Annotated in this window: 18 protein-coding genes; 11 read left to right on the top strand and 7 right to left on the bottom strand. The window is 64.3% G+C overall.

The genetic code is table 11. From position 1 onward, the window contains the following. Window position 1 precedes the first annotated feature (1 nt). The 4 genes from nudC to DOM32_RS06890 all read right to left on the bottom strand — a co-directional run bounded on the left by nudC (window position 2) and on the right by DOM32_RS06890 (window position 3,123). The gene (gene nudC / locus DOM32_RS06905; protein WP_110632630.1) at window positions 2-772 is read right to left on the bottom strand and encodes an NAD(+) diphosphatase; all 771 of its coding nucleotides are present in this window, start codon (window positions 770-772) and stop codon (window positions 2-4) included. Then, entirely contained in the window at window positions 772-1,521 is a 750-nt protein-coding gene (gene dnaQ / locus DOM32_RS06900) for a DNA polymerase III subunit epsilon (protein ID WP_110632627.1), read from the bottom strand. The genes nudC and dnaQ overlap by 1 nt, the downstream gene beginning before the upstream one ends. A gap of 93 nt (window positions 1,522-1,614) precedes the next feature. Further along, on the bottom strand, window positions 1,615-2,073 hold the full coding sequence (rnhA, locus tag DOM32_RS06895; RefSeq protein ID WP_110633348.1) for a ribonuclease HI: 459 nt from the start codon (window positions 2,071-2,073) through the stop codon (window positions 1,615-1,617). A gap of 177 nt (window positions 2,074-2,250) precedes the next feature. Further along, window positions 2,251-3,123 carry a methyltransferase domain-containing protein gene (locus tag DOM32_RS06890; RefSeq protein WP_110632624.1) on the bottom strand — a complete coding sequence of 291 codons (873 nt, stop codon included), beginning with the start codon at window positions 3,121-3,123 and terminating at the stop codon, window positions 2,251-2,253. A 165-nt stretch (window positions 3,124-3,288) separates the two neighbouring features. On the opposite strand from DOM32_RS06890, the gene gloB reads away from it, so the two are divergent. The 6 genes from gloB to DOM32_RS06860 all read left to right on the top strand — a co-directional run bounded on the left by gloB (window position 3,289) and on the right by DOM32_RS06860 (window position 11,037). Further along, entirely contained in the window at window positions 3,289-4,056 is a 768-nt protein-coding gene (gene gloB, locus DOM32_RS06885; protein ID WP_071231235.1) for a hydroxyacylglutathione hydrolase, read from the top strand. Window positions 4,057-4,132: 76 nt separating this feature from the next. Further along, entirely contained in the window at window positions 4,133-5,296 is a 1,164-nt protein-coding gene (locus DOM32_RS06880) for a transglycosylase SLT domain-containing protein (protein WP_167400651.1), read from the top strand. Between the two features lie 106 nt (window positions 5,297-5,402). Beyond that, window positions 5,403-7,262 (top strand): extracellular solute-binding protein, encoded by a 1,860-nt coding sequence (locus DOM32_RS06875; protein ID WP_110632617.1) that lies wholly within the window; start codon window positions 5,403-5,405, stop codon window positions 7,260-7,262. 9 nt (window positions 7,263-7,271) lie between these two features. Then, entirely contained in the window at window positions 7,272-8,345 is a 1,074-nt protein-coding gene (locus DOM32_RS06870; protein ID WP_071231238.1) for a microcin C ABC transporter permease YejB, read from the top strand. Further along, entirely contained in the window at window positions 8,345-9,448 is a 1,104-nt protein-coding gene (locus DOM32_RS06865; protein WP_110632614.1) for an ABC transporter permease, read from the top strand. The genes DOM32_RS06870 and DOM32_RS06865 overlap by 1 nt, the downstream gene beginning before the upstream one ends. Beyond that, window positions 9,445-11,037 carry an ABC transporter ATP-binding protein gene (locus DOM32_RS06860; RefSeq protein ID WP_110632611.1) on the top strand — a complete coding sequence of 531 codons (1,593 nt, stop codon included), beginning with the start codon at window positions 9,445-9,447 and terminating at the stop codon, window positions 11,035-11,037. Before DOM32_RS06865 ends, DOM32_RS06860 begins: the two co-directional genes overlap by 4 nt. 93 nt (window positions 11,038-11,130) lie before the next feature. Here the strand turns inward: DOM32_RS06860 and DOM32_RS06855 are convergent, their stop codons facing one another. Further along, window positions 11,131-11,832, bottom strand: a complete 702-nt coding sequence (locus tag DOM32_RS06855) for a pseudouridine synthase (RefSeq protein WP_071231241.1) — start codon at window positions 11,830-11,832, stop codon at window positions 11,131-11,133. A gap of 23 nt (window positions 11,833-11,855) precedes the next feature. Further along, complete coding sequence (locus DOM32_RS06850) at window positions 11,856-12,659, bottom strand: amidohydrolase (RefSeq protein WP_110632606.1); 804 nt, start codon at window positions 12,657-12,659, stop codon at window positions 11,856-11,858. Between the two features lie 128 nt (window positions 12,660-12,787). Here DOM32_RS06850 and rarD point away from each other — a divergent pair, with 128 nt between their 5' ends. Further along, a complete protein-coding gene (gene rarD, locus DOM32_RS06845) occupies window positions 12,788-13,753 on the top strand; it encodes an EamA family transporter RarD (protein WP_244179835.1) in 966 nt (321 codons plus the stop codon). Window positions 13,754-13,826: 73 nt separating this feature from the next. Here the strand turns inward: rarD and fliE are convergent, their stop codons facing one another. Further along, window positions 13,827-14,153: a flagellar hook-basal body complex protein FliE gene (gene fliE, locus DOM32_RS06840; RefSeq protein ID WP_071231244.1), complete on the bottom strand. Its 327-nt coding sequence runs from the start codon at window positions 14,151-14,153 to the stop codon at window positions 13,827-13,829. Window positions 14,154-14,458: 305 nt separating this feature from the next. Between fliE and fliF the strand changes: the two genes are divergently transcribed. From fliF to fliI, 4 genes are read left to right on the top strand one after another with little or no spacing between them, the layout of a single operon-like run. Beyond that, a complete protein-coding gene (gene fliF, locus DOM32_RS06835) occupies window positions 14,459-16,273 on the top strand; it encodes a flagellar basal-body MS-ring/collar protein FliF (protein ID WP_110632603.1) in 1,815 nt (604 codons plus the stop codon). Further along, window positions 16,270-17,268: a flagellar motor switch protein FliG gene (fliG, locus tag DOM32_RS06830; protein WP_071231246.1), complete on the top strand. Its 999-nt coding sequence runs from the start codon at window positions 16,270-16,272 to the stop codon at window positions 17,266-17,268. The genes fliF and fliG overlap by 4 nt, the downstream gene beginning before the upstream one ends. After that, window positions 17,255-18,190: a flagellar assembly protein FliH gene (locus DOM32_RS06825; RefSeq protein ID WP_110632600.1), complete on the top strand. Its 936-nt coding sequence runs from the start codon at window positions 17,255-17,257 to the stop codon at window positions 18,188-18,190. The genes fliG and DOM32_RS06825 overlap by 14 nt, the downstream gene beginning before the upstream one ends. Continuing rightward, window positions 18,183-19,601: a flagellar protein export ATPase FliI gene (gene fliI, locus DOM32_RS06820; RefSeq protein WP_071231273.1), complete on the top strand. Its 1,419-nt coding sequence runs from the start codon at window positions 18,183-18,185 to the stop codon at window positions 19,599-19,601. The genes DOM32_RS06825 and fliI overlap by 8 nt, the downstream gene beginning before the upstream one ends. Window positions 19,602-19,693 lie beyond the last annotated feature (92 nt).

Below are 19,693 nucleotides of genomic sequence, written 5' to 3'. Positions count from 1 at the left end.
TTCAGCGTATTGCGACCGCCTTGCGATGTGTCTCGATCAACTGCCGCGAAATCGAGTAGGTTGGCGGCAGTTGAGGCGGTTTTTCCGGGGTGAACCAGGCCGCATCGACGATCTCCTCGCCGTCGATCCGTATCCGCCGGCTGGCCGCCTCGGCGAAGAATCCCATCATCAGCGAATGCGGGAACGGCCAGGACTGGCTCTTGAAGAAACTTACCCGCCCTACCTCGACGCCGACCTCTTCCATCACTTCCCGCCGCACGGCCGCTTCCACCGACTCTCCGGGTTCGATGAAGCCCGCCAGCGTCGAGTAGCGCTGCGGTGGAAAGCGCGGGCTTCGCGCCAGCAGCATGTCTCTGCCGTGCGTCACCAGCGTGATGATGCAAGGCGAAATACGGGGATAGCCGCGCAGGCCGCAGTTGTCGCACTGCATGGCAAACTCGTGGGACAGCCGCCGCGTAGCGTGACCGCAACGGCCACAGAAGCGGTGATCCTGCTCCCAATGGGTGACCTGCAGCGCGGTCGCCAGCAGTTCGCTTTCGGAGGCCGACGCCTGTGCCAGCCAGTCGCGAAACGGTGGCCAGTCATCGCCGTCCGTCTCGACAACCACGGCCACCGGCTCGCCGTGCCAGTATCCCAGCCGCAGCGCCTGTTCGGGCCATCGTTCGCAGTAGACGAGCATGCTGCCGGATTCAGCCGGCGCGACTCCGCTCTCGCCCATGCGCAGCAACCAGCCGCCGACGACATCGGCCGGCGGTATTTCGCGGTGTAACATCAGTGCTGAGCCTCCGGCATTTCCAGGGCATCCCATTGGCATTGCCCGGCCGACTGGCGGATCTGCTCGAGCCGTTGCTGATGGGCCTGCCACTCGGCTTCGCTCGGCTTGAGCACCGTCAGCGGCATGCCGTTTCGCTCGACCCGACGCACGCCGCTGGCAGCACCAGGTTCGCGGCCGTCGCCCTCGTCATTGCCGGCGAGTGACAGTGCGGTCTGGCCCCCGGTCATGGCCAGGTAAACCTCGGCCAGGATCTCGGAGTCCAGCAGCGCTCCGTGCAGTACGCGCTGGCCGTTGTCGATGTCGTAACGCTTGCACAGCGCATCGAGACTGTTGCGCTGTCCCGGATGCATCTCCCGCGCCATCTTCAGCGTATCCAGCACGCTGCAATGCTCGGCCACGGGGCCCAGCACTGGCTCGCCACGCACAGCGTTCAGCAGCTTGAATTCATGATCGAAGAAGCCGACGTCGAACGGCGCATTGTGAATGACCAGCTGCGCGCCGCGCATGAACTCCCAAAGCTCATCGGCGATCTGGGCAAACACCGGCTCGTTGGCGACTCGTTCATTGGTGATGCCGTGGATCTCGACGGCTTCCGCCTCGATGTCCCGCTCCGGATTGACGTACTGATGATAGGTGCGCCCGGTAAACCGGCGGTTGACCAGTTCGATACCGCCGATCTCGATGATGCGATGGCCTTCTCGCGGGTCGATACCAGTGGTTTCCGTATCCATGACGATCTGGCGCATACGTTTTCCTCGCTTGTGCCTGACGGCAGTCATTCGTGTTTTGACGACAGGATCACGACTTCTGGTGTTCGGACCGCCGCATGAAAAACCGGATTATCGTGCCGAAGACCGACGCTTCGCGATGACTTCGTCGATCGCCTCGTTGACCAGCCGGTCGGCGGCCTCGTTTCCCTCATGGCCGCTGTGGCCCTTGACCCAGTGCCATTCGATGGCGTGGCGCTGCGTTTCGGCAAGCAGTTCCCGCCAGAGTTCCGCATTCTTGACCGGCTGCTTGGCCGCGGTCTTCCAGCCGCGTTTCTGCCAGCCGTGTATCCATTCGGTGATGCCCTTGCGAACGTACTGGGAATCCGTCCACAGAGCGACGCGACAGGGGCGGTCCAGCGCACGCAGGGCCTGGATCGCCGCCATCAGTTCCATGCGATTGTTGGTGGTTTCGGCCTCGCCGCCCTTCATCGGCTTCTCGTGCCGACCGGAGACCAGCAACGCCCCCCAGCCGCCGGGGCCGGGATTGCCGCGGCAACCTCCGTCGGTATAGATGGTCACGGCGGGCATCGTCGGCGATTCGGAATTCGGAGCGGGCAAGACGGACTCTCTTCTGGTGATGACGCTTCTGGTAATGAGGCTTCTGATCTTCTGGTGAAACGGGCTGTCGATGATGACAGGCGGTCGTTGAGGTCAGGCATCGTCTGCGGGGATCTGGCGGACGCTTGATCCCGGCGCTCGGCGTGGTCACGTTTCGACGAGAGACTCACGTTTCGACGAGCGACACGACTCGCCTTCCGTTCCCGGCGCCGCAGCGTCGACCGCCATGCAGCCTGCGGCCTGTATCGGCGTGCGATACGATTTCTGGCAACCGTGATGACCGGTCGGCCGGGTCTCCCTGGCCAGCCCCAGCCAGGCCCCTGACTTGCCGCCACCGAGTACCGGGTCGCGCAGCTTGATCGGCTGGACCGGGACACTGCGCCGGCTTGCCACCACCAGGTAGGCCGAGGACAGCGGCAGATTGTAGCGGCGCCCGAGCGTCTCCAGACGATCGCTGCCCAGCGCACGGCCGGGCAACCGGAAACCGCAATAGTCTACCCGCTCGATCTCGAAATCGACAAACGTCAGCCAGTCCCGCAGGCGCGCTGGCGTTCGCCACTGGTGCTGCCACGGCGCGGGGTGATAGCGCCGACGAAGGCCGGTCGGTCCGAAGGGATGCCAGCCGAATATCACCAGGCGACCGTCGCCGCGCGTCACGCGTGCCGCTTCCTGCAGAACGTGGTGAGGTTGATCCACGGCCTCCAGCAGGTGATGCAGCAACACCAGATCGACACTATCGTCGGCGAGCGGCAGGCTGCCGGGCAGGCAGACCAGACAGTTCTCGGTGCGAACGAGTTCGGTGGAAGGCGCCCAATCGAGCGAATGGCGAATCGGACACATGTCGCTCATCAGCGGCGCCATGCCCAGTTGCAGGCTCACCATGCCGCGATGCTGCTCGCAATGCGGCCCGAGACAGGCGCGCTCGGCGCGCCACAACGCCTGTCCGGGCGGCGATGCCCAGAACCGGCGTCCCTGGCGGACGGCTGCCTGCAGGCTTTGATCCGGCGGCGAGATTGACACGGACGGCTTTACTCCCCAAGGTTATCGCTTTTTGGACGGCAGCTCGCCGCTGAACCTGACGGCGTGAAGGCTTGCGGGAACCCGCGCGTGCTGCACGGGGTCAGACCAACGGCTCGACCCTCGATACCCGAATCCACAGACGAACCTGCCGGAGAAGAATGCCACATGTTGACCGTGAAGCCGATTCCCGCGTTCCAGGACAACTACATCTGGCTGCTGCGCCAGGACTCGCAGGAGCGCGTCGCTGTCGTCGACCCCGGTGATGCCAAACCCGTCATAGCCTGGCTGGAACAGGAAAATCTGACGCTCGACACCATCCTGATCACCCACCACCATCAGGATCACACGGGCGGGTTGCAGGCGCTGATCGAGCGCTACGCTCCCACGGTCTACGGCCCCGCCAACGACGCCATCTCCGGCATTGACCATCGCGTCGGCGAAGGTGACGAATGTCGCGTGCTGGGGCGCCGCTTCGAAGTCTACGCCGTCCCCGGCCACACTCTGGATCATATCGCCTTCCATGCGCCCGGCACACCAGGGCTTTTGTTTGCCGGTGATACGCTCTTCTCCGGCGGTTGCGGGCGCTTGTTCGAAGGTACTCCCGAGCAGATGCGGGACTCGCTGGCGAAACTCGACGCACTGCCGGAAGACACCCTGGTGTTTGCCGCCCACGAATACACCCTCGCCAACCTGGCTTTCGCCGCCGCCGCCGAGCCCGACAACGCCGCTCGCGACGCCTACCGGCGCGAGTGCCAGACCGCTCGCGACCTGGATCGGCCCACGCTGCCGACCACGCTGGGCCGCGAACGCCAGATCAACCCGTTCCTGCGCGTCGACGAGCCAGGCCTGCGCGAGACATTGCATGAGCAAGGGCCCGTCGATGACAGCATGGCCGCCTTTGCCACGCTGCGCGCATGGAAGGATCGTTTCTAGCATCGCAGAGCGAGACGACGTGATTCGCTGTCGACCTGACCACTGCGGTGACCGTGTTACCAAGGATCTTGAACGAATGAATTTCCCACCGAGGCGCTGCCATGTCTTCGTTGGCCTCGCCGGTAGCCTGCTGCTGTCCGCGCTTCCCGTGGCCGCCATGGCAAAAACGGCGCCGGAGGCCGCAAGCGGCGCTTCACAACGTACCTTCTGGTCTTCGCTGGTGCTCCAGGAGCGTCGAGCGCCCGATGTCTGGAACCGCCTGCGCAAAGGGTTCCGGATGTCCCACGAGACGGCCAACCCCCGCGTGGCCGAGTGGCTGGCGTGGTATCGCGAGCACCCGCAACACGTCGAGCAAGTGGCGGAACAGGCCAAGCCCTGGCTTCGCTGGGTCACCCGGCGACTGGAGGCCCATCAACTGCCCAGCGAGATCGCGCTACTGCCCTTCATCGAAAGCGGCTACGACCCGACGGCCACCAATCCGGGCGGGGCAGCGGGCCTGTGGCAGTTCATGCCTGGCACCGGTGATGCCATGGGCCTGTCGCGCACGGCCTGGTACGACGGCCGCCACGACGTGGTCGCCGCCACCGACGCCGCCATGAACTATATCAAGCAGCAGGCCGACCGCTGGTATGACGGTGACATGCTGCTGTCGCTGGCCGCCTACAATGCGGGCGCCGGCACCGTGAATGCCGCTCGGAACGCCGCGGCCAATCGCGGTGACCCGATCGACTACTGGCATCTGCGCCTGCCTGCGGAGACTATGGCGTACATTCCGCGTCTGCTGGCGCTATCGGCAGTGATCGCCGAGCCGGAGCAGTACGGTGTAGCGCTGCCCTCGATTCCCGACAAGACCCAGTTCGCCCAGGTCGATACCGGCGGTCCGCTGACGCTGTCGATGGCAGCGGACCTCGCCGGCGTCGACCCGCAGACGCTGCGCGATCTGAACCCCGGCTTCAAGCGGGCCTCGACGCGCCCGCGCGACGACGCCAGCCTGCTGGTACCGGCGGCAGCAAAGCAGCGTTTTCTCGCCAACCTGGCGACGCTGCCCACTGCGGAACGCACAGTGCTCAACCACTATGTAGTTCGTCGCGGCGATACCCTCTCGGCCATTGCCGTGCGCTTCGGCGCCAGCGTCAGCGAGATCCGTCAGGAAAACGGCCTCAAGGGGAGCATCATCCGTATCGGGCAGACGCTTTCCGTGCCCGCCACGACATTGGCGCAGAACGGCGATCATCGATAGCGTTTTTCCCTTGATCGCGCTTTGACAGGGCAGCGTTTAGCGGTACAACGATTTACCACGTCTGGCGCCCACACGGGCGCTCGCACCGAGATGAAGGATATCGAAGATGGCTGGATTCCGATGGCTCCTGGCTGCTGCCGCGCTGGCGCTGACCATACCGCTGTCGGCGCCGGTCAGCGCCCAGCCGACAGAAACGCCGGGGCAGAGCGCTGGCGTACCTACCGTGCATGCCATCGCGCTCTATGACGATCCGGCACTGCCCGCCGACTTCGACCACCTGCCCTACGCCAACCCCGCCGCCCCCAAGGGCGGGACGCTGCGCCGGGCAGCCAACGGCAGCTTCGACTCCACCAATCCCTTCATCATCCAGGGCACGCCTGCCGACGGCCTCAACCAGATCTACGACACGCTGATGGAATCCAGCGCCGACGAGCCTTTCACCATGTACGGGCTGCTGGCCGGCGGTATCCGGCTCGATCCCGACCGCCACTGGATGGAAATCGATCTCCGGCCCGAGGCGCGCTTCCACGACGGCACGCCGGTCACCGCCGAGGATGTCGTGTACAGCTTCCGGCTGCTCCGCGACAAGGGCTCGCCCTTCTATCGCGCCTACTACGCCAGTGTCGAATCGGCTTCGGTACTCAGCGAACGCACCGTGCGCTTCACCTTTTCCAACAACCAGTCGCGGGAACTGCCGCTGATCCTGGGGCAGTTGCCCGTACTGCCCAAACACTACTGGCAAGACAAGGACTTCACCAAACCGACCCTCGACAAGCTCCTGGGCTCCGGTCCCTACGAGATCGACGAAGTCGACCCCGGCCGGCGTATCGTCTATCGGCGCGTCGACGACTACTGGGGGCGGGATCTGCCGCTCAATCGCGGGCGCTACAATATCGATCGGCTGGTCTACGACTACTTCCGCGATCAATCGGTGGCGCTGGAGGCGTTTCTCGCCGGCGCGCTGGACATGCGCATCGAAAGCAGCGCCAAGAACTGGGCGACCGCCTACGATACGCCGGCCGTCGAGGACGGCGCGATCCAGCGGGTAATCGTGCCGGATGGCCAGCCGGCAGGAATGCAGGGCTACGTGTTCAATACGCGCCGCGACAAACTATCGGACCCTCGTGTACGCCGGGCGCTGGGGCTGGCGTTCGATTTCGACTGGCTCAACCAGCATCTCTTCTACGGGGCCTATCAGCGCACCGAGAGCTTTTTCCAGAATTCCGAGATGGCCGCAACCGGGTTGCCCAGCGACGGCGAGCTTGACTTGCTCGCACCCCATCGCGACCAGCTGCCCGCCGCGGTATTCGACCAGCCCCTGCCGATGTCCCGCCCCGAGGCGCTGCGTCCGCGCCTGCGTCAGGCGCTCGAACTGCTGCGCGAGGCCGGCTACGACGTCCGCGACGGCAGACTGGTGAACCTCGAGACGGGCCAGCCTTTCACGCTGGAGTTTTTGCTCTACGACAGCCAGTGGGAGCGCATCACCCAGCCGTTCATACGCAATCTGGAGCGGCTCGGCATCCAGAGCAAGATCCGCGTGGTCGACGTCAACCAGTACCTCGACCGCCTGCGCCACTTCCAGTTCGACATGATCGTCGGCAGTTTTCCGCAATCGGCCAATCCCGGTAACGAGCAGCGCGACTTCTGGACCAGCGACTATGCCGACGTCCCCCAGAGCCGCAACCTGGCGGGCGTGCGGGACCCGGTAGTGGACGCTCTGGTCGATGAACTGATCCAGGCGGACGATCGAGAGACGCTGGATGCCGCCTCCCGGGCACTCGACCGGGTTCTGCGGTGGGGCTTCTATGTGGTGCCGCAATGGAATTTCGACGGCACTCGCGTCGCCGTCTGGGACAAGTTCGACTACCCTCGACCGTTCCCGCGCTATACGCCCGATTTCACGGTGTGGTGGGTCGATCCCGACCGCGCCCAGGCCATCACCGCGCGCCAGCGCGGCCAGGAGTGATTGCCCGCCATGGCCAGCTATATCGTTCGTCGCCTGCTGCTGATGATTCCCACCCTGCTGGGGATTCTGCTGCTCAACTTCATCATCGTGCAGGCCGCCCCCGGCGGACCGATCGACCAGATGATGGCCCGCTTCGAAGGTTTGAACAGCAATGCCAGCACCGGTCTCGAAAGCGGTGGCGGCGACGGCAATAATGGCGGCAGCGCGCAGCGCCTTGCCGGTGTCAACGAGGAACTGCGTCAACAACTGACCGAAGAGTACGGCTTCGACAAGCCGGCCTGGGAACGCTTCGGCCTGATGCTCAAGGACTATGCCACGTTCGATCTGGGCGAGAGTTTGTTCCGGGGGCAGCCGGTGCTGGACCTGGTACTGGATCGGCTGCCGGTGTCGATTTCGCTGGGGCTATGGACGACACTGCTGGTCTATCTCATCTCGATCCCGCTGGGCATTCGCAAGGCCCTGCGCCACGGCAGCGCCTTCGATGTCTGGTCGTCGGGCGCGGTGGTGGTCGGCTACGCGATCCCCGGCTTCCTGTTCGCGATTCTGCTGATCGTGGTCTTTGCCGGCGGCAGTTACTTGAACTGGTTCCCGCTGCGCGGGCTGACGTCCTCCAACTTCAGCGAGCTGTCGCTGCTCGGCAAGATCCAGGATTACTTCTGGCACATCACGCTGCCGGTCCTCGCCTCGGCCATCGGCAGCTTCGCCACCCTCACCATGCTGACCAAGAACAGCTTTCTCGACGAGATTCACAAGCAGTACGTGCTGACGGCTCGCGCCAAGGGCGCCTCGGATCGGCGCGTGCTCTACGGCCACGTGTTCCGTAACGCCATGCTGATCATCATCGCCGGCCTGCCCTCGGCGCTGATCGGCATCCTGTTCACCGGCTCGCTGCTGATCGAGGTGATCTTCTCGCTCAACGGCCTTGGCCTGCTGGGATTCGAGGCCGTCATGCAGCGCGACTACCCGCTGATCTTCGGCACGCTCTACCTCTATACCCTGATCGGGCTGGTACTCAAGCTGATCTCGGATCTGACCTACGTCTGGGTCGACCCACGCATCGATTTCGGCACCCGGGAGTCGTGATGACATCGAGCCATCGCCGGCGCTTGTCGCCAATCACTCAGCGTCGCCTTCAGGTCTTTCGCGGCAACCGACGTGCCGTCTGGTCGCTCTGGATCTTCGGGTTGCTGTTCATCGTCAGCCTGGGCGCCGAGCTGGTCGCCAACGACAAGCCGATCGTGATGCAGTACGACGGCCATTGGTACGTGCCGCTGCTGGTGGACTATCCCGAAACCGAGTTCGGCGGTTTCCTACCGACGACCGCGGACTATCGCGACCCCGTCGTCTACGAGCAGATCGCCGACAATGGCTGGATGCTGTGGCCGCCGGTGCCGTTTTCCTACCAGACGCTGGACCGCGACGTGCAGGGGCCGGTGCCTTCGCCGCCCGGCAGCCGCCACTGGCTGGGGACCGACGACCAGGGCCGCGACGTCTTCGCCCGCGTTCTCTACGGATTTCGGCTGTCGGTGGCCTTCGCCCTGGCGCTCACCCTCGGCTCGATCTTCCTCGGCGTGGTGATCGGCGGCATTCAAGGCTACTTCGGCGGCAAGATCGACCTGATCGGCCAGCGCCTGATCGAAATCTGGTCGGGATTGCCGGTCCTGTTCCTGCTGATCATCCTGGCCAGCCTGGTCGAACCCAACATCTGGTGGCTGCTGGGCATCATGCTGCTGTTCTCGTGGCTGGGCCTGGTCGATATCGTTCGCGCCGAGTTCCTCCGCGCCAGGAATCTGGAGTACGTGAGAGCCGCGCGCGCCATGGGGCTACCCTCGCATCTGATCATGCGCCGACACGTGCTCCCCAACGCGATGGTCGCCACGCTGACCTTCATCCCGTTTCTGTTCACCGGCGCCATCACGACGCTGACGGCGCTGGATTTCCTCGGCTTCGGGCTGCCACCGGGCTCGCCGTCGCTGGGCGAACTGGTCGCCCAGGGCAAGAACAACCTGCAGGCGCCCTGGCTCGGCGTGACCGCTTTCGTCACCCTGAGCGTAATGCTGTCGCTGCTGGTATTCATCGGCGAGGGGCTGCGCGACGCATTCGATCCACGCCATATCCTCACCGCGAGCCGGGTCGACCGACCTGCCGCCCCACTCGATAGCCCGCGTCAGGAAAGCCTGCCATGAGCGACAAGCGACTGTTCGAACTGCGCCAACTGACCATCCGCTTCGGTGCCCAGGCGGCGGTAACCGCGCTGGATTTGCATGTCGATCGAGGAGAAACCGTCGCCGTGGTCGGGGAGTCGGGGTCGGGCAAGTCGGTCAGCGCACTGGGGGCGCTGGGCCTGTTGCCGGCGGGCACCGACATCCAGGGAGAGCGCTATTTCGACGGCCGCGATATCGGCCATCTCTCGCCTCGCCAATGGAACGCGCTGCGCGGCGGGCAGATCGGTTTCATCTTCCAGGAGCCGATGACGTCGCTGAATCCGTTGCATAGCGTCGGCAAGCAACTGGGAGAAACGCTGCGCCTGCATCAAGGGCTTCGAGGCGAAGCCGCCAGACGCCGCATCAAGGAGCTACTGACACAGGTCAGGCTGCCCCGGGTCGAGGAGCTGATCACGGCCTGGCCCCACCAGCTCTCCGGCGGGCAACGCCAGCGGGTGATGATCGCCATGGCGATCGCCAACGACCCGAAACTACTGATCGCCGACGAGCCCACCACGGCGCTGGACGTGACGGTTCAACAGGAGATTCTGGCGCTGCTGGACGACCTGCGGGATCGTCACGACATGGGCCTGCTGCTGATCAGCCACGATCTCAACCTGGTGCGTCGCCATGCCGACCGGGTCGTCGTCATGCGTCGTGGCGAGCGCGTGGAGACCGGCCCCACGCCCGTCGTCTTCGACACGCCGCAGGCCGCCTACACGCGACAACTGATCGATGCCATTCCCAGCGGTCGGCCGACGCCTCCGGAACAGGACGGCGAAACACCGCTGCTGGCCGCCGATCGCGTCAGCGTGGCGTTTCCCCGACCCAAGCCCTTCCTGCGGCCGCGCCCTCCGGCTTTCGTCGCCGTCGAGCCGTTGTCGCTGCAACTCCGTAAAGGGGAAACACTCGGCATCGTCGGTGAATCCGGCTCCGGCAAGACAACGCTGGCCTCGGCCCTGATCCGGCTGCTGCCCGCCAGCGGCGAGATCCGCTTCGCCGGACAGCGGCTCGATACCTTGAGCGGCGATGCGCTCAGGCGCCAGCGACGCGGGTTCCAGATCGTGTTCCAGGACCCCTACGGCTCGCTGTCACCGCGCATGCCGGTTGCCGATATCATCAGCGAGGGGCTGCGTTTCCATCATCCCGAGCTCGACGAATCGACCGTGGCCGAGCGCATTGCCGAAGCGCTCCGCGACGTCGACCTGCCGCCAGACTGCGGCGACCGCTACCCTCACGAGTTCTCCGGCGGCCAGCGCCAGCGTATCGCCATCGCCCGCGCCCTGATCCTCAAGCCGAGTCTGCTGGTCCTCGACGAACCGACCTCGGCCCTCGATCGCACGGTGCAGAAGCAACTGATCGAGCTGCTGCGCAACGTCCAGGCCAGACACGGCCTCGCCTATCTGTTCATCAGCCACGACCTCGCCGTGGTCAGGGCGATGGCGCACAACATACTGGTGCTGAAGGACGGCAAAGTCGTCGAACAGGGAGAGTGCGAGGGGCTGCTCGAAAACCCGCAATCGGCTTACACACGAGCGCTGATCGACGCTTCCTCCCTCTCCCCGCCTTGATGACGAATTCGAGGCAGCCTGAAGGTGTTTTTCCAAAACAAGATAACGGTATAAAAATTGAAGCCCGCGCTCCCGCTTCCCGCTGGAAGGCATTCAGAACGCGGCTATCTCTTCCGGGCGCAGATAGCGACATTCGCCGGGTTCGAGATCCGGGTCGAGCTCCAGCGGCCCGATCGCTTCACGGTGCAGCGTCTCGACCGTGTGCCCCACCGCCGTCAGCATGCGCCGGACCAGGTGGTAGCGGCCTTCGGTGACGCCGATCAGCACTTCGGTATCACCCACGGCTTCGAAGGTGGCCGGCCGGGTCGGCCTGTCGTCACCGTTCAACTCGACGCCCTCGGCAAACTGTTCCGCGATGCGCTCAGCCTCGCCCGCTATCAGAGGTTCACCCAATGTCGCCCGATAGCGCTTCACACAGGCGCGGTTCGGCGAGGTCACGCGGTGCGTCCACTTGCCATCGTCGCTGATCAGCAGCAGTCCCGAAGTATCGAGATCCAGCCGCCCTACCGGATGCACCCGCTCGATCTGCGGGATATCGATCAAACTCAGCACGGAGGGATGATGCGTCGGGCGCAGGGAGCACTCGACACCTACCGGCTTGTGCATCATCAAATATCTCCAGCCGACCCGTTCCAGTATGTCGCCCTGCCAACGCACCACCTGGTCGTCGGAAACCTGATACGAGGCGTCTCGCGTCACTTCGCCGTCGACGCTGACCTCGAACTGGCGCAGTGCGCGCTTGGCCTGGCTGCGCGTGAGTTCCGTGGCCTCGCTAAGAAATCGATCCAACCGCATTGTCAGTCATCCCAGTGAAAAGGTCAGTCACCCCAGTGAAAAGTGTCGGCATCTTGCCACGCCGGGAACTTGTCGCGAAACGTCTTTAACGCATCGCTGGAAATCGTGACGGTTTCGACGAACGCCTCGCCCGGCGGATGATCGGCCAGCGGCTCGCCCTTGAAGTCCACCACCATGGAGTCGCCGGCGTAAGGCAGCCCGTTGCCATCCTCTCCCACCCGGTTGACGCCGATCACGTAGCTCAGATTCTCGATGGCGCGCGCCTGCAGCAGCGTTCGCCACGGGTGTCTGCGCGGCGCCGGCCAGTTGGCGACGCACAGCAGCGCGTCGTATTCGAAAGGTTGCCCAGCGCCGGGTTGCTGGCGCAGCCATACCGGAAAACGCAGGTCGTAACACACCGACAGCAGGATACGCACGCCCTTGATCTCGACCACCTGGCGCCGGGTGCCCGCCGCGTAATGCCTGGGCTCATCGCCCATGCGAAACAGATGACGCTTGTCGTAATGGGTCATCACCCCTTCCGGCGTCATCCAGATCAGCCGGTTGTAGCGGCGCCCACCGTCGGCGATCGCCAGGCTCCCGGTGATGGTGCAGCCTCGCTCCTGCGCCTGGCTGCGCATCCAGTCCAGCGTCGGGCTGGCGTCGAAGGGCTCCGCCATCGCTTCGGCATTCATGGTGAACCCGGTGGCGAACATTTCCGGCAGCACGATCAGATCGGTCCGGCTGCCATCCAGCGTCCCCATGCGGCCATCCAGCAGGCGTCGATTGGCTGCCGGATCCTCCCAATGCAGCTCGCTCTGTACGAGGCTGACGCGTAACTCGTTCATGGCTTTCCTCTTTGAAATCGCCGCCTTCGTCTGACACGGAACATTCCGGTACATTTCCCGTCGACATCGGGCAGCCTGCGTGACGTTGGTCATGATAGATTACGGGCCCGAGATATGGAGCGTCGATCATGTCGAGCCCTGCAATGGATGATTCCCGACCTCGAACCACCGAGACGGCAGCCCCCGAGCGGCAGGCTTCCGCGAGCGATGCGCGCCTTGGCGTCGTGTTCGGCGTCGGCGCGTACGCGATGTGGGGCTGTTTTCCCCTGTTCTTTTCGCTGTTCGATGGCGTGCCCGCGTTCGAGGTACTGATCCAGCGCATCCTCTGGTCCTGCGCCTTCCTGATCGTCGTGGTCACGCTGATGAGACGCTGGGCCGTGTTGGGCCGTAGCTTTCGAAGCCCGCGCGATCTGGTCCGCGGGCTGAGCTGGAGCCTCGGCTGCGCACTGCTCATCGCGCTGAACTGGGGGCTCTATATCTACGCGGTGGAAACCCACCACGTGCTCGAGGCGAGCCTGGGCTACTTCATGACGCCGCTGGTCAATGTGGCGTTAGGGATGCTCGTGCTGCGCGAACGGCTGGGGCGCTGGCAGATGCTGGCGATCGGCCTCGCGCTCGGCGCCGTTCTGCTGCAACTGGTGATACTCGGCAAGCTACCCTGGATAAGCCTGGTGCTGGCCATGACATTCGGCACCTACGGGTTGTTGCGCAAGCGTGTTTCCCTGGATGCGCTGTCGGGTCTGTTGGTAGAAACAAGCCTGCTGCTGCCATTGAGCCTCGCCGCGTTGGCCTGGCTGGCCTGGCATGGCCAGTCCCATTTTGGCGAGACATCGAAAACCACCGCGCTGATGATCATCAGTGGCGTCGTCACCACCCTGCCACTGCTCGCCTTCGCTGGCGCCGCGCGACGGCTGACGCTCTCCACCGTCGGCTTTCTGATGTATCTCAATCCGACGCTGCAGTTCCTGCTGGCGCTATGGGTATTCGACGAAACCCTCTCGTGGCCCCAACTGACCACCTTCGTCCTGATCTGGATCGGGCTCGGATTCTACTCGGTGGAAACATGGCGCCAGCATCGCAAGCGTGGTGTCTGATGAACGCGAAAAGCCCGGCGGTCAAACGACCGCCGAGCTTCGGTGAAGCGCAAAACGAGGCCGGAAAAGCGCCTTAAATCTGCAGCCCCATGATTTCCTTGTACGCGGTCACGAGGCGATTACGTACCTGGACGCCCATGTCGAAGGCCACGCTCGCCTTCTGGGAATCGATCATCACGTCGTTCAATGCCACGTCGGGATCGCCGGCCTGGAAGGCCATGGCCTGCTGATTGGCGGACTGCTGCATCTGATTGATTCGTCCGAGCGAGGCCTGCAGTTCCCCGGCGAAGCTGCCGTGAGTCTCGGCAGCAGGGCTCTGCGCGCTCATGCCCTGTCCGCTCGCCTGAGCCGAGAGAGCCTGCATTTGCTGAAGCGCCGCTTGAATGGCTGGAGCACTCATGAAGTTTTTCCTGTATGACGGCGCCCCGTGGAAAGACGACACGACCGCCGGTGGATTCGACGCTGGCAGCCTATCAATAGCAAGCCAAACACTATCGCGGTAAATGCGCGTGAAAACATCGGCTTTTCCCACCTTCGCCATTAACGCATCGACACATAATGGCTGCCATCAAACTAACGCCCCGGCCAGGGCCGCGTCGGACTGACTCTCCGAGCGTGTCGAGGCACGGATGAGCAGACGCGTTGCAGGGAGCAGACTACTGCTATGTTGTCGAGTCGCACCACGTGCCATGAGCGGAGTCCGACATGAGCACGGCCACGTCGTCCAACGACGCTCAGAATTCAGCCAATGCATCCGCCCGGAATTCGAATCGCCAAGCCGCTTCGGAGACGACCTCCGGCGGCCGCGACTGGTTGAACAGATTGCAGCGGAACCCCCGTATCCCGCTGATCGTAGCCGGCGCCGCCGCCGTGGCTATCGTGATCGCCTTGCTGCTGTGGGCTCGCAGCCCGGAATATCGGGTTCTCTATTCGACGCTGACTGACGCCGACGGCGGTCGAATCATCACCCAGCTCGATACCATGGGCATCCCCTACGAGTTCAGCGAGGGCGGCCAGGCCCTGCTCGTCCCGGCCGATCAGGTCCGCCAGACTCGTCTCCGGCTGGCCGAACAGGGGCTTCCCGAAGCCAGCGGCGTCGGCTTCGAGCTGATGGACGACCAGGCATTCGGCATCAGCCAGTTCGCAGAGCAGGTCAACTACCAGCGGGCCCTGGAGGGCGAGCTGGCCCGTACCATCGGCACGCTGGGCAGCGTCGAGCGGGCCCGTGTCCACCTCGCCATGGCCAAGCCGTCCGTCTTCGTCCGCGAGAGCGAACCCGCCTCCGCCTCCGTCGTCCTCGATCTGCAGCCGGGTCGGGTACTGGGCGAAGGCCAGGTCAACGCCATCGTCCACATGGTCTCCAGCAGCGTGCCGCAACTGGCCATCGACGACGTCACCGTCATCGATCAGAACGGCGATCTGCTGAGCCGCTCCAACCGCAACAACAACCAGCTGGATGGTAGCCAGCTCGATTACGTCAACAATCTCGAAGACCAGTACGCCCAGCGCATCGAGGCGATCCTGGCGCCGATCGTCGGCGCCAGGAACGTGCGCGCGCAGGTCACCGCGCAAATCGACTTCTCCCAAAGAGAGCAGACCGCAGAGCGTTACGGCCCCAACCAGGCGCCGAACGAGGCCGCCGTACGCAGCCAGCAGACCAGCTCGTCGTACCAGAGCAATGGCGATCTCGCCATGGGCGTACCGGGCGCGCTGAGCAATCAGCCGCCGGGCGTTGCCGCCTCCCCGATCAACGCGCAGGGCACCCAAGCCCAGACCGATGGGGCCGACGATGCCGATAATGCCGACAACCAGAACGCGGATACGCAAGGCACCGAGACCGCTGACACCACCGACACCGGCCGGGCACGCCATGACAGTACCATCAATTACGAAGTCGACCGTACCGTAGAGCACGTCAAAGAGCACAGCGGCGACATCGAGCGCCTGTCGGCAGCCATTGTCGTCAACTATCGAGACGGCGTGGATGAAGACGGCAATCCGACCCAGGTCGCGCTGAGCGATACGGAGATGGAGCAGATTCGTGGCCTGGTTCGTCAGGCGATGGGTTTCTCGGCGGCTCGCGGCGATGCGCTCGAGGTCGTCAACAGCCCGTTCCAGATCGATGCACAGGATTTCGATACCCTGCCCTGGTGGCAGACGCCGGAAGTCTGGAGTCTCGGCAAGAGCGTACTGAAGTATCTCGTCGTCGCCCTGGTCGCCCTGTTCCTGTGGTTCAAGGTGGTGAAACCGCTCCTGCGTCGCCAGACCGCAGAGCCCGCTCCCGCGCCGGTGGCGGCACCGACACCCGCCACCGGCGCGGCGGCAGCCGCCGGTGCCGCGAGCTACCAGGCAGTCAGTGACAGCGGCGTCAGCGACGAGCCTGTAGAAGGCTCGAGACGCGAACGCAGCCGTCGCGGCGCCTCGAGCTACGAGCAGGATCTCAAGGAAGTTCGTGAAATCGCCCAGGAAGATCCCCGCCTGGTCGCCATGGTCGTCAGAAGCTGGATGGACAAATCATGACGGTGGAAATGACTGGCGCTCGACGCGGCGCCATCCTGTTGCTCTCCCTGGACGAAGACAGCGCAGCGGAAGTCTTCAAGTACCTCTCCAGCCGAGAGGTGCAGGAGATCAGCCAGGAAATGGCCAAGCTCGGCCAGGTCTCTCATCAGGAGATGGCGGCGGTATTACGCGATTTCTACGAGGAAGCCGAGCAGTTCACGGCCATCAATCTGCACTCCAGCGATCATATCCGCGCGGTTCTGACCAAGGCACTGGGCAGCGAACGCGCCAGCAGCCTGATCGAGGACATTCTCGAGACCAGCAATACGGCGTCGGGCATCGACTCGTTGAATCTGATGGAAGCGTCGATGGTCGCCGAAATGATCCGCGACGAGCACCCGCAGATCATCGCCACGATCCTGGTGCATCTGGAGCGCTCTCAGGCCGCCGATATTCTCGAACTGTTCGGCGACAAGCTGCGCGAAGACGTCATGCTGCGCATCGCCACCTTCAGCGGCGTACAGCCGGCAGCGCTGCAGGAACTGACCGAGGTACTCACTTCGATGCTCGACGGCACCAACCTGAAGCGCAGCAAGATGGGCGGGGTCAGGACAGCGGCCGAGATTCTCAACCTGATGAACTCCACTCAGGAAGAACAGGTCATCGAAGTGGTTCGCGCGCACAGCGAAGATCTGGCGCAACGCATCATCGACGAGATGTTCCTGTTCGAGAACCTGCTGGATATCGACGACCGCGGCATCCAGATGATCCTGCGCGAAGTCGAAACCAACTCCCTGGTGATTGCACTGCGCGGTGCCGAAGAAGCACTGGTCGACAAGTTCACGCGCAACATGTCTCAGCGTGCGGCGCAGCTGATGCTCGAAGACATGGAAAACCGAGGACCGGTTCGTCTATCGCAGGTCGAAAACGAACAGAAGTCGATTCTGGCGGTCGTACGGCGTCTGGCGGATTCCGGCGAAATCGCCTTGACGGGTGGCGACGATGGCTACGTCTGATCGCGGCAATCGGACCGGATCTGACCGTGTCGAATGGCACCGCTGGCAGATGGAAGAGCTCGCGCGCGCCCCGTCCCCGGCTCCCGGTCAATCCGCCGCAAACGCCGAAGCGCAGCGTCGTCGCCGGCAACGGGAAGACGCCGAGGAGAAGGCGCGCCGAGCGATCGCCGAAAAGGCCCGGCAACAGGGTTACGAAAGCGGCTACAGCGAAGGGCACGAGCAAGGCTATCAGGCAGGTTACAAGGAAGGTCTCGAAGCGGCCAACGCAGCCGCCGAACTGGAATTCAACAAGCGCCTGGACATGACGCTGCGCCCCCTTGCCGAGCTGGCCGACAATTTCCGCCAGGCATTGGCGACGCTGGATACCGAAGTCGCCGATCAACTGGTCGAGCTGGCGCTGATCACAGGCCGCCAACTGGCGGGCGAGTCGCTGGCCGCGAACCCTGAACATATCCTGAGCGTGGTGCGCGAGCTGCTCGATGCCGACACCACCCTGAACGGCAAGCCCCGCCTGTGGCTGCATCCGGATGACCTGGAGCTGGTAACGACGTCCATGGGCGACTCTCTCGAGGCCAGCGGCTGGGAGTGTCATGCCGACCCTTCGCTCGAGCGCGGTGGCTGCCATGTCACCAGTGCCGCGGGCGGACTCGATGCCAGCTTGAGCACCCAGTGGAAAGCGATTCTCGACCAGCGGCGCCAACGCAAGACGACGTCGAGCGGCCAACCGGCGGAGCCTGAATCTCAGGACAGCGAGCTCGAGTCAGGCCATGACCGCGCCCGCCGTGACGGCGCGAAGCAAGAAGGTGCCGATCACAGCGGTAGCCACAACGGCAACGGTCGTAAAGGCCTCGGTCACGAGAGTGCCGATGGCGAGGGTTTCGGTGGCGAGGGTTTCGATGGCGAGAGCTCCGATGATGAGTGACGCCACAGAGTCCTCGATCTCGTCGGGAGTCTCCCAGCACCACCAGCATTGGCGTCAAGTGCTGGGCAAGATCAGCCATCGTGTCGAATCACTCTCCCATTACCGCCACGAAGGCCGGGTGACTCGCGCCACGGGGCTGGTGCTGGAAGCCATCGGCATCCGCCTTCCGCTTGGCAGCGCCTGCCTGATCGAACTCTCCCCCGGCAACGGCCACGACGACGAACGCTTCGCCGAGGCGGAGGTGGTCGGATTCGCCGGGGACAAGCTGTTCCTGATGCCATTGGCAGACACCAGCGGCCTGTTGCCGGGCGCGCGGGTACTCGCGCTCAGCGGCAACCGCCTGGACATCGCCAGCGCCAGGCGCTTCCCGCTGGGCGACGGGCTGCTTGGCCGCGTCGTCGACGGTAACGGCCGGCCACTCGACGACCACGGCCCGCTCGAGCAGGCACCCCACGCCCCGCTGGACACGCCGCCGATCAACCCGTTGGCCCGTGCGCCCATCGATACCGCCATCGACGTGGGCATCCGTGCCATCAACGGGCTGCTCACCGTGGGCCGCGGCCAGCGCATGGGCCTGTTCGCCGGCTCCGGGGTCGGCAAGAGTGTGCTGCTGGGCATGATGGCGCGCTTCACCAATGCCGATGTCATCGTCGTCGGCCTGATCGGTGAACGGGGGCGCGAAGTTCAGGACTTCATCGAAAACATTCTGGGCGACGAGGGCCTGGCCCGAGCCGTGGTGGTTGCCGCCCCGGCCGATACCTCGCCGCTGCAACGCATGCAAGGCGCGGCCTACGCGACGCGGCTGGCGGAAGACTTTCGTGATCAGGGGCGCAACGTGCTGTTGATCATGGATTCGCTGACCCGCTATGCCATGGCGGCTCGCGAGATCGCGCTGGCCATCGGCGAGCCGCCTGCAACCAAGGGTTACCCCCCCTCCGTCTTCGCCAAGCTCCCGGCGCTGGTGGAGCGGGCCGGCAACGGCAAGCGCGGCGGTGGCTCGATTACCGCCTTCTATACCGTGCTGACGGAAGGTGACGACCAGCAGGACCCCATCGCCGACTCCGCCCGCGCGATTCTCGATGGCCACATCGTGCTTTCAAGACAGCTGGCGGAGAGCGGCCACTACCCGGCCATCGATATCGAGGCCTCGATCAGTCGTGCGATGCCGGCGGTGGTCGACACCAGGCGCCTGCGCCAGGCGCAAGGCTTCAAGCAGATGATCTCGCGCTACCAGCGCAACCGCGACCTGATCAACGTTGGCGCTTATATCACCGGCCAGGACCCCCAATTGGATCGCGCAGTCGCGCTCTATCCACGACTCGAGGCCTTCCTGCAACAGCGTATGAACGAGATCGCAGAGCTGGCTCCTACCCAGGCCGACCTTGACCGACTCATACCGATCGACGACTGACCTTCCGCCGCCCCCTCGAGTGGCAAATCGGCGCGCGCTGTTCCGGAATAGTGGCATTTTTCATCGCTTATCAATCCTTTGACGGGACGGCC

The sequence above is a fragment of the Salinicola salarius genome, assembly GCF_003206135.1.
Classification (GTDB): Bacteria; Pseudomonadota; Gammaproteobacteria; order Pseudomonadales; family Halomonadaceae; genus Salinicola; species Salinicola salarius.
Note: the sequence above shows the minus strand (reverse complement) of the source record. Positions and strands in the feature narration are given on the sequence as shown.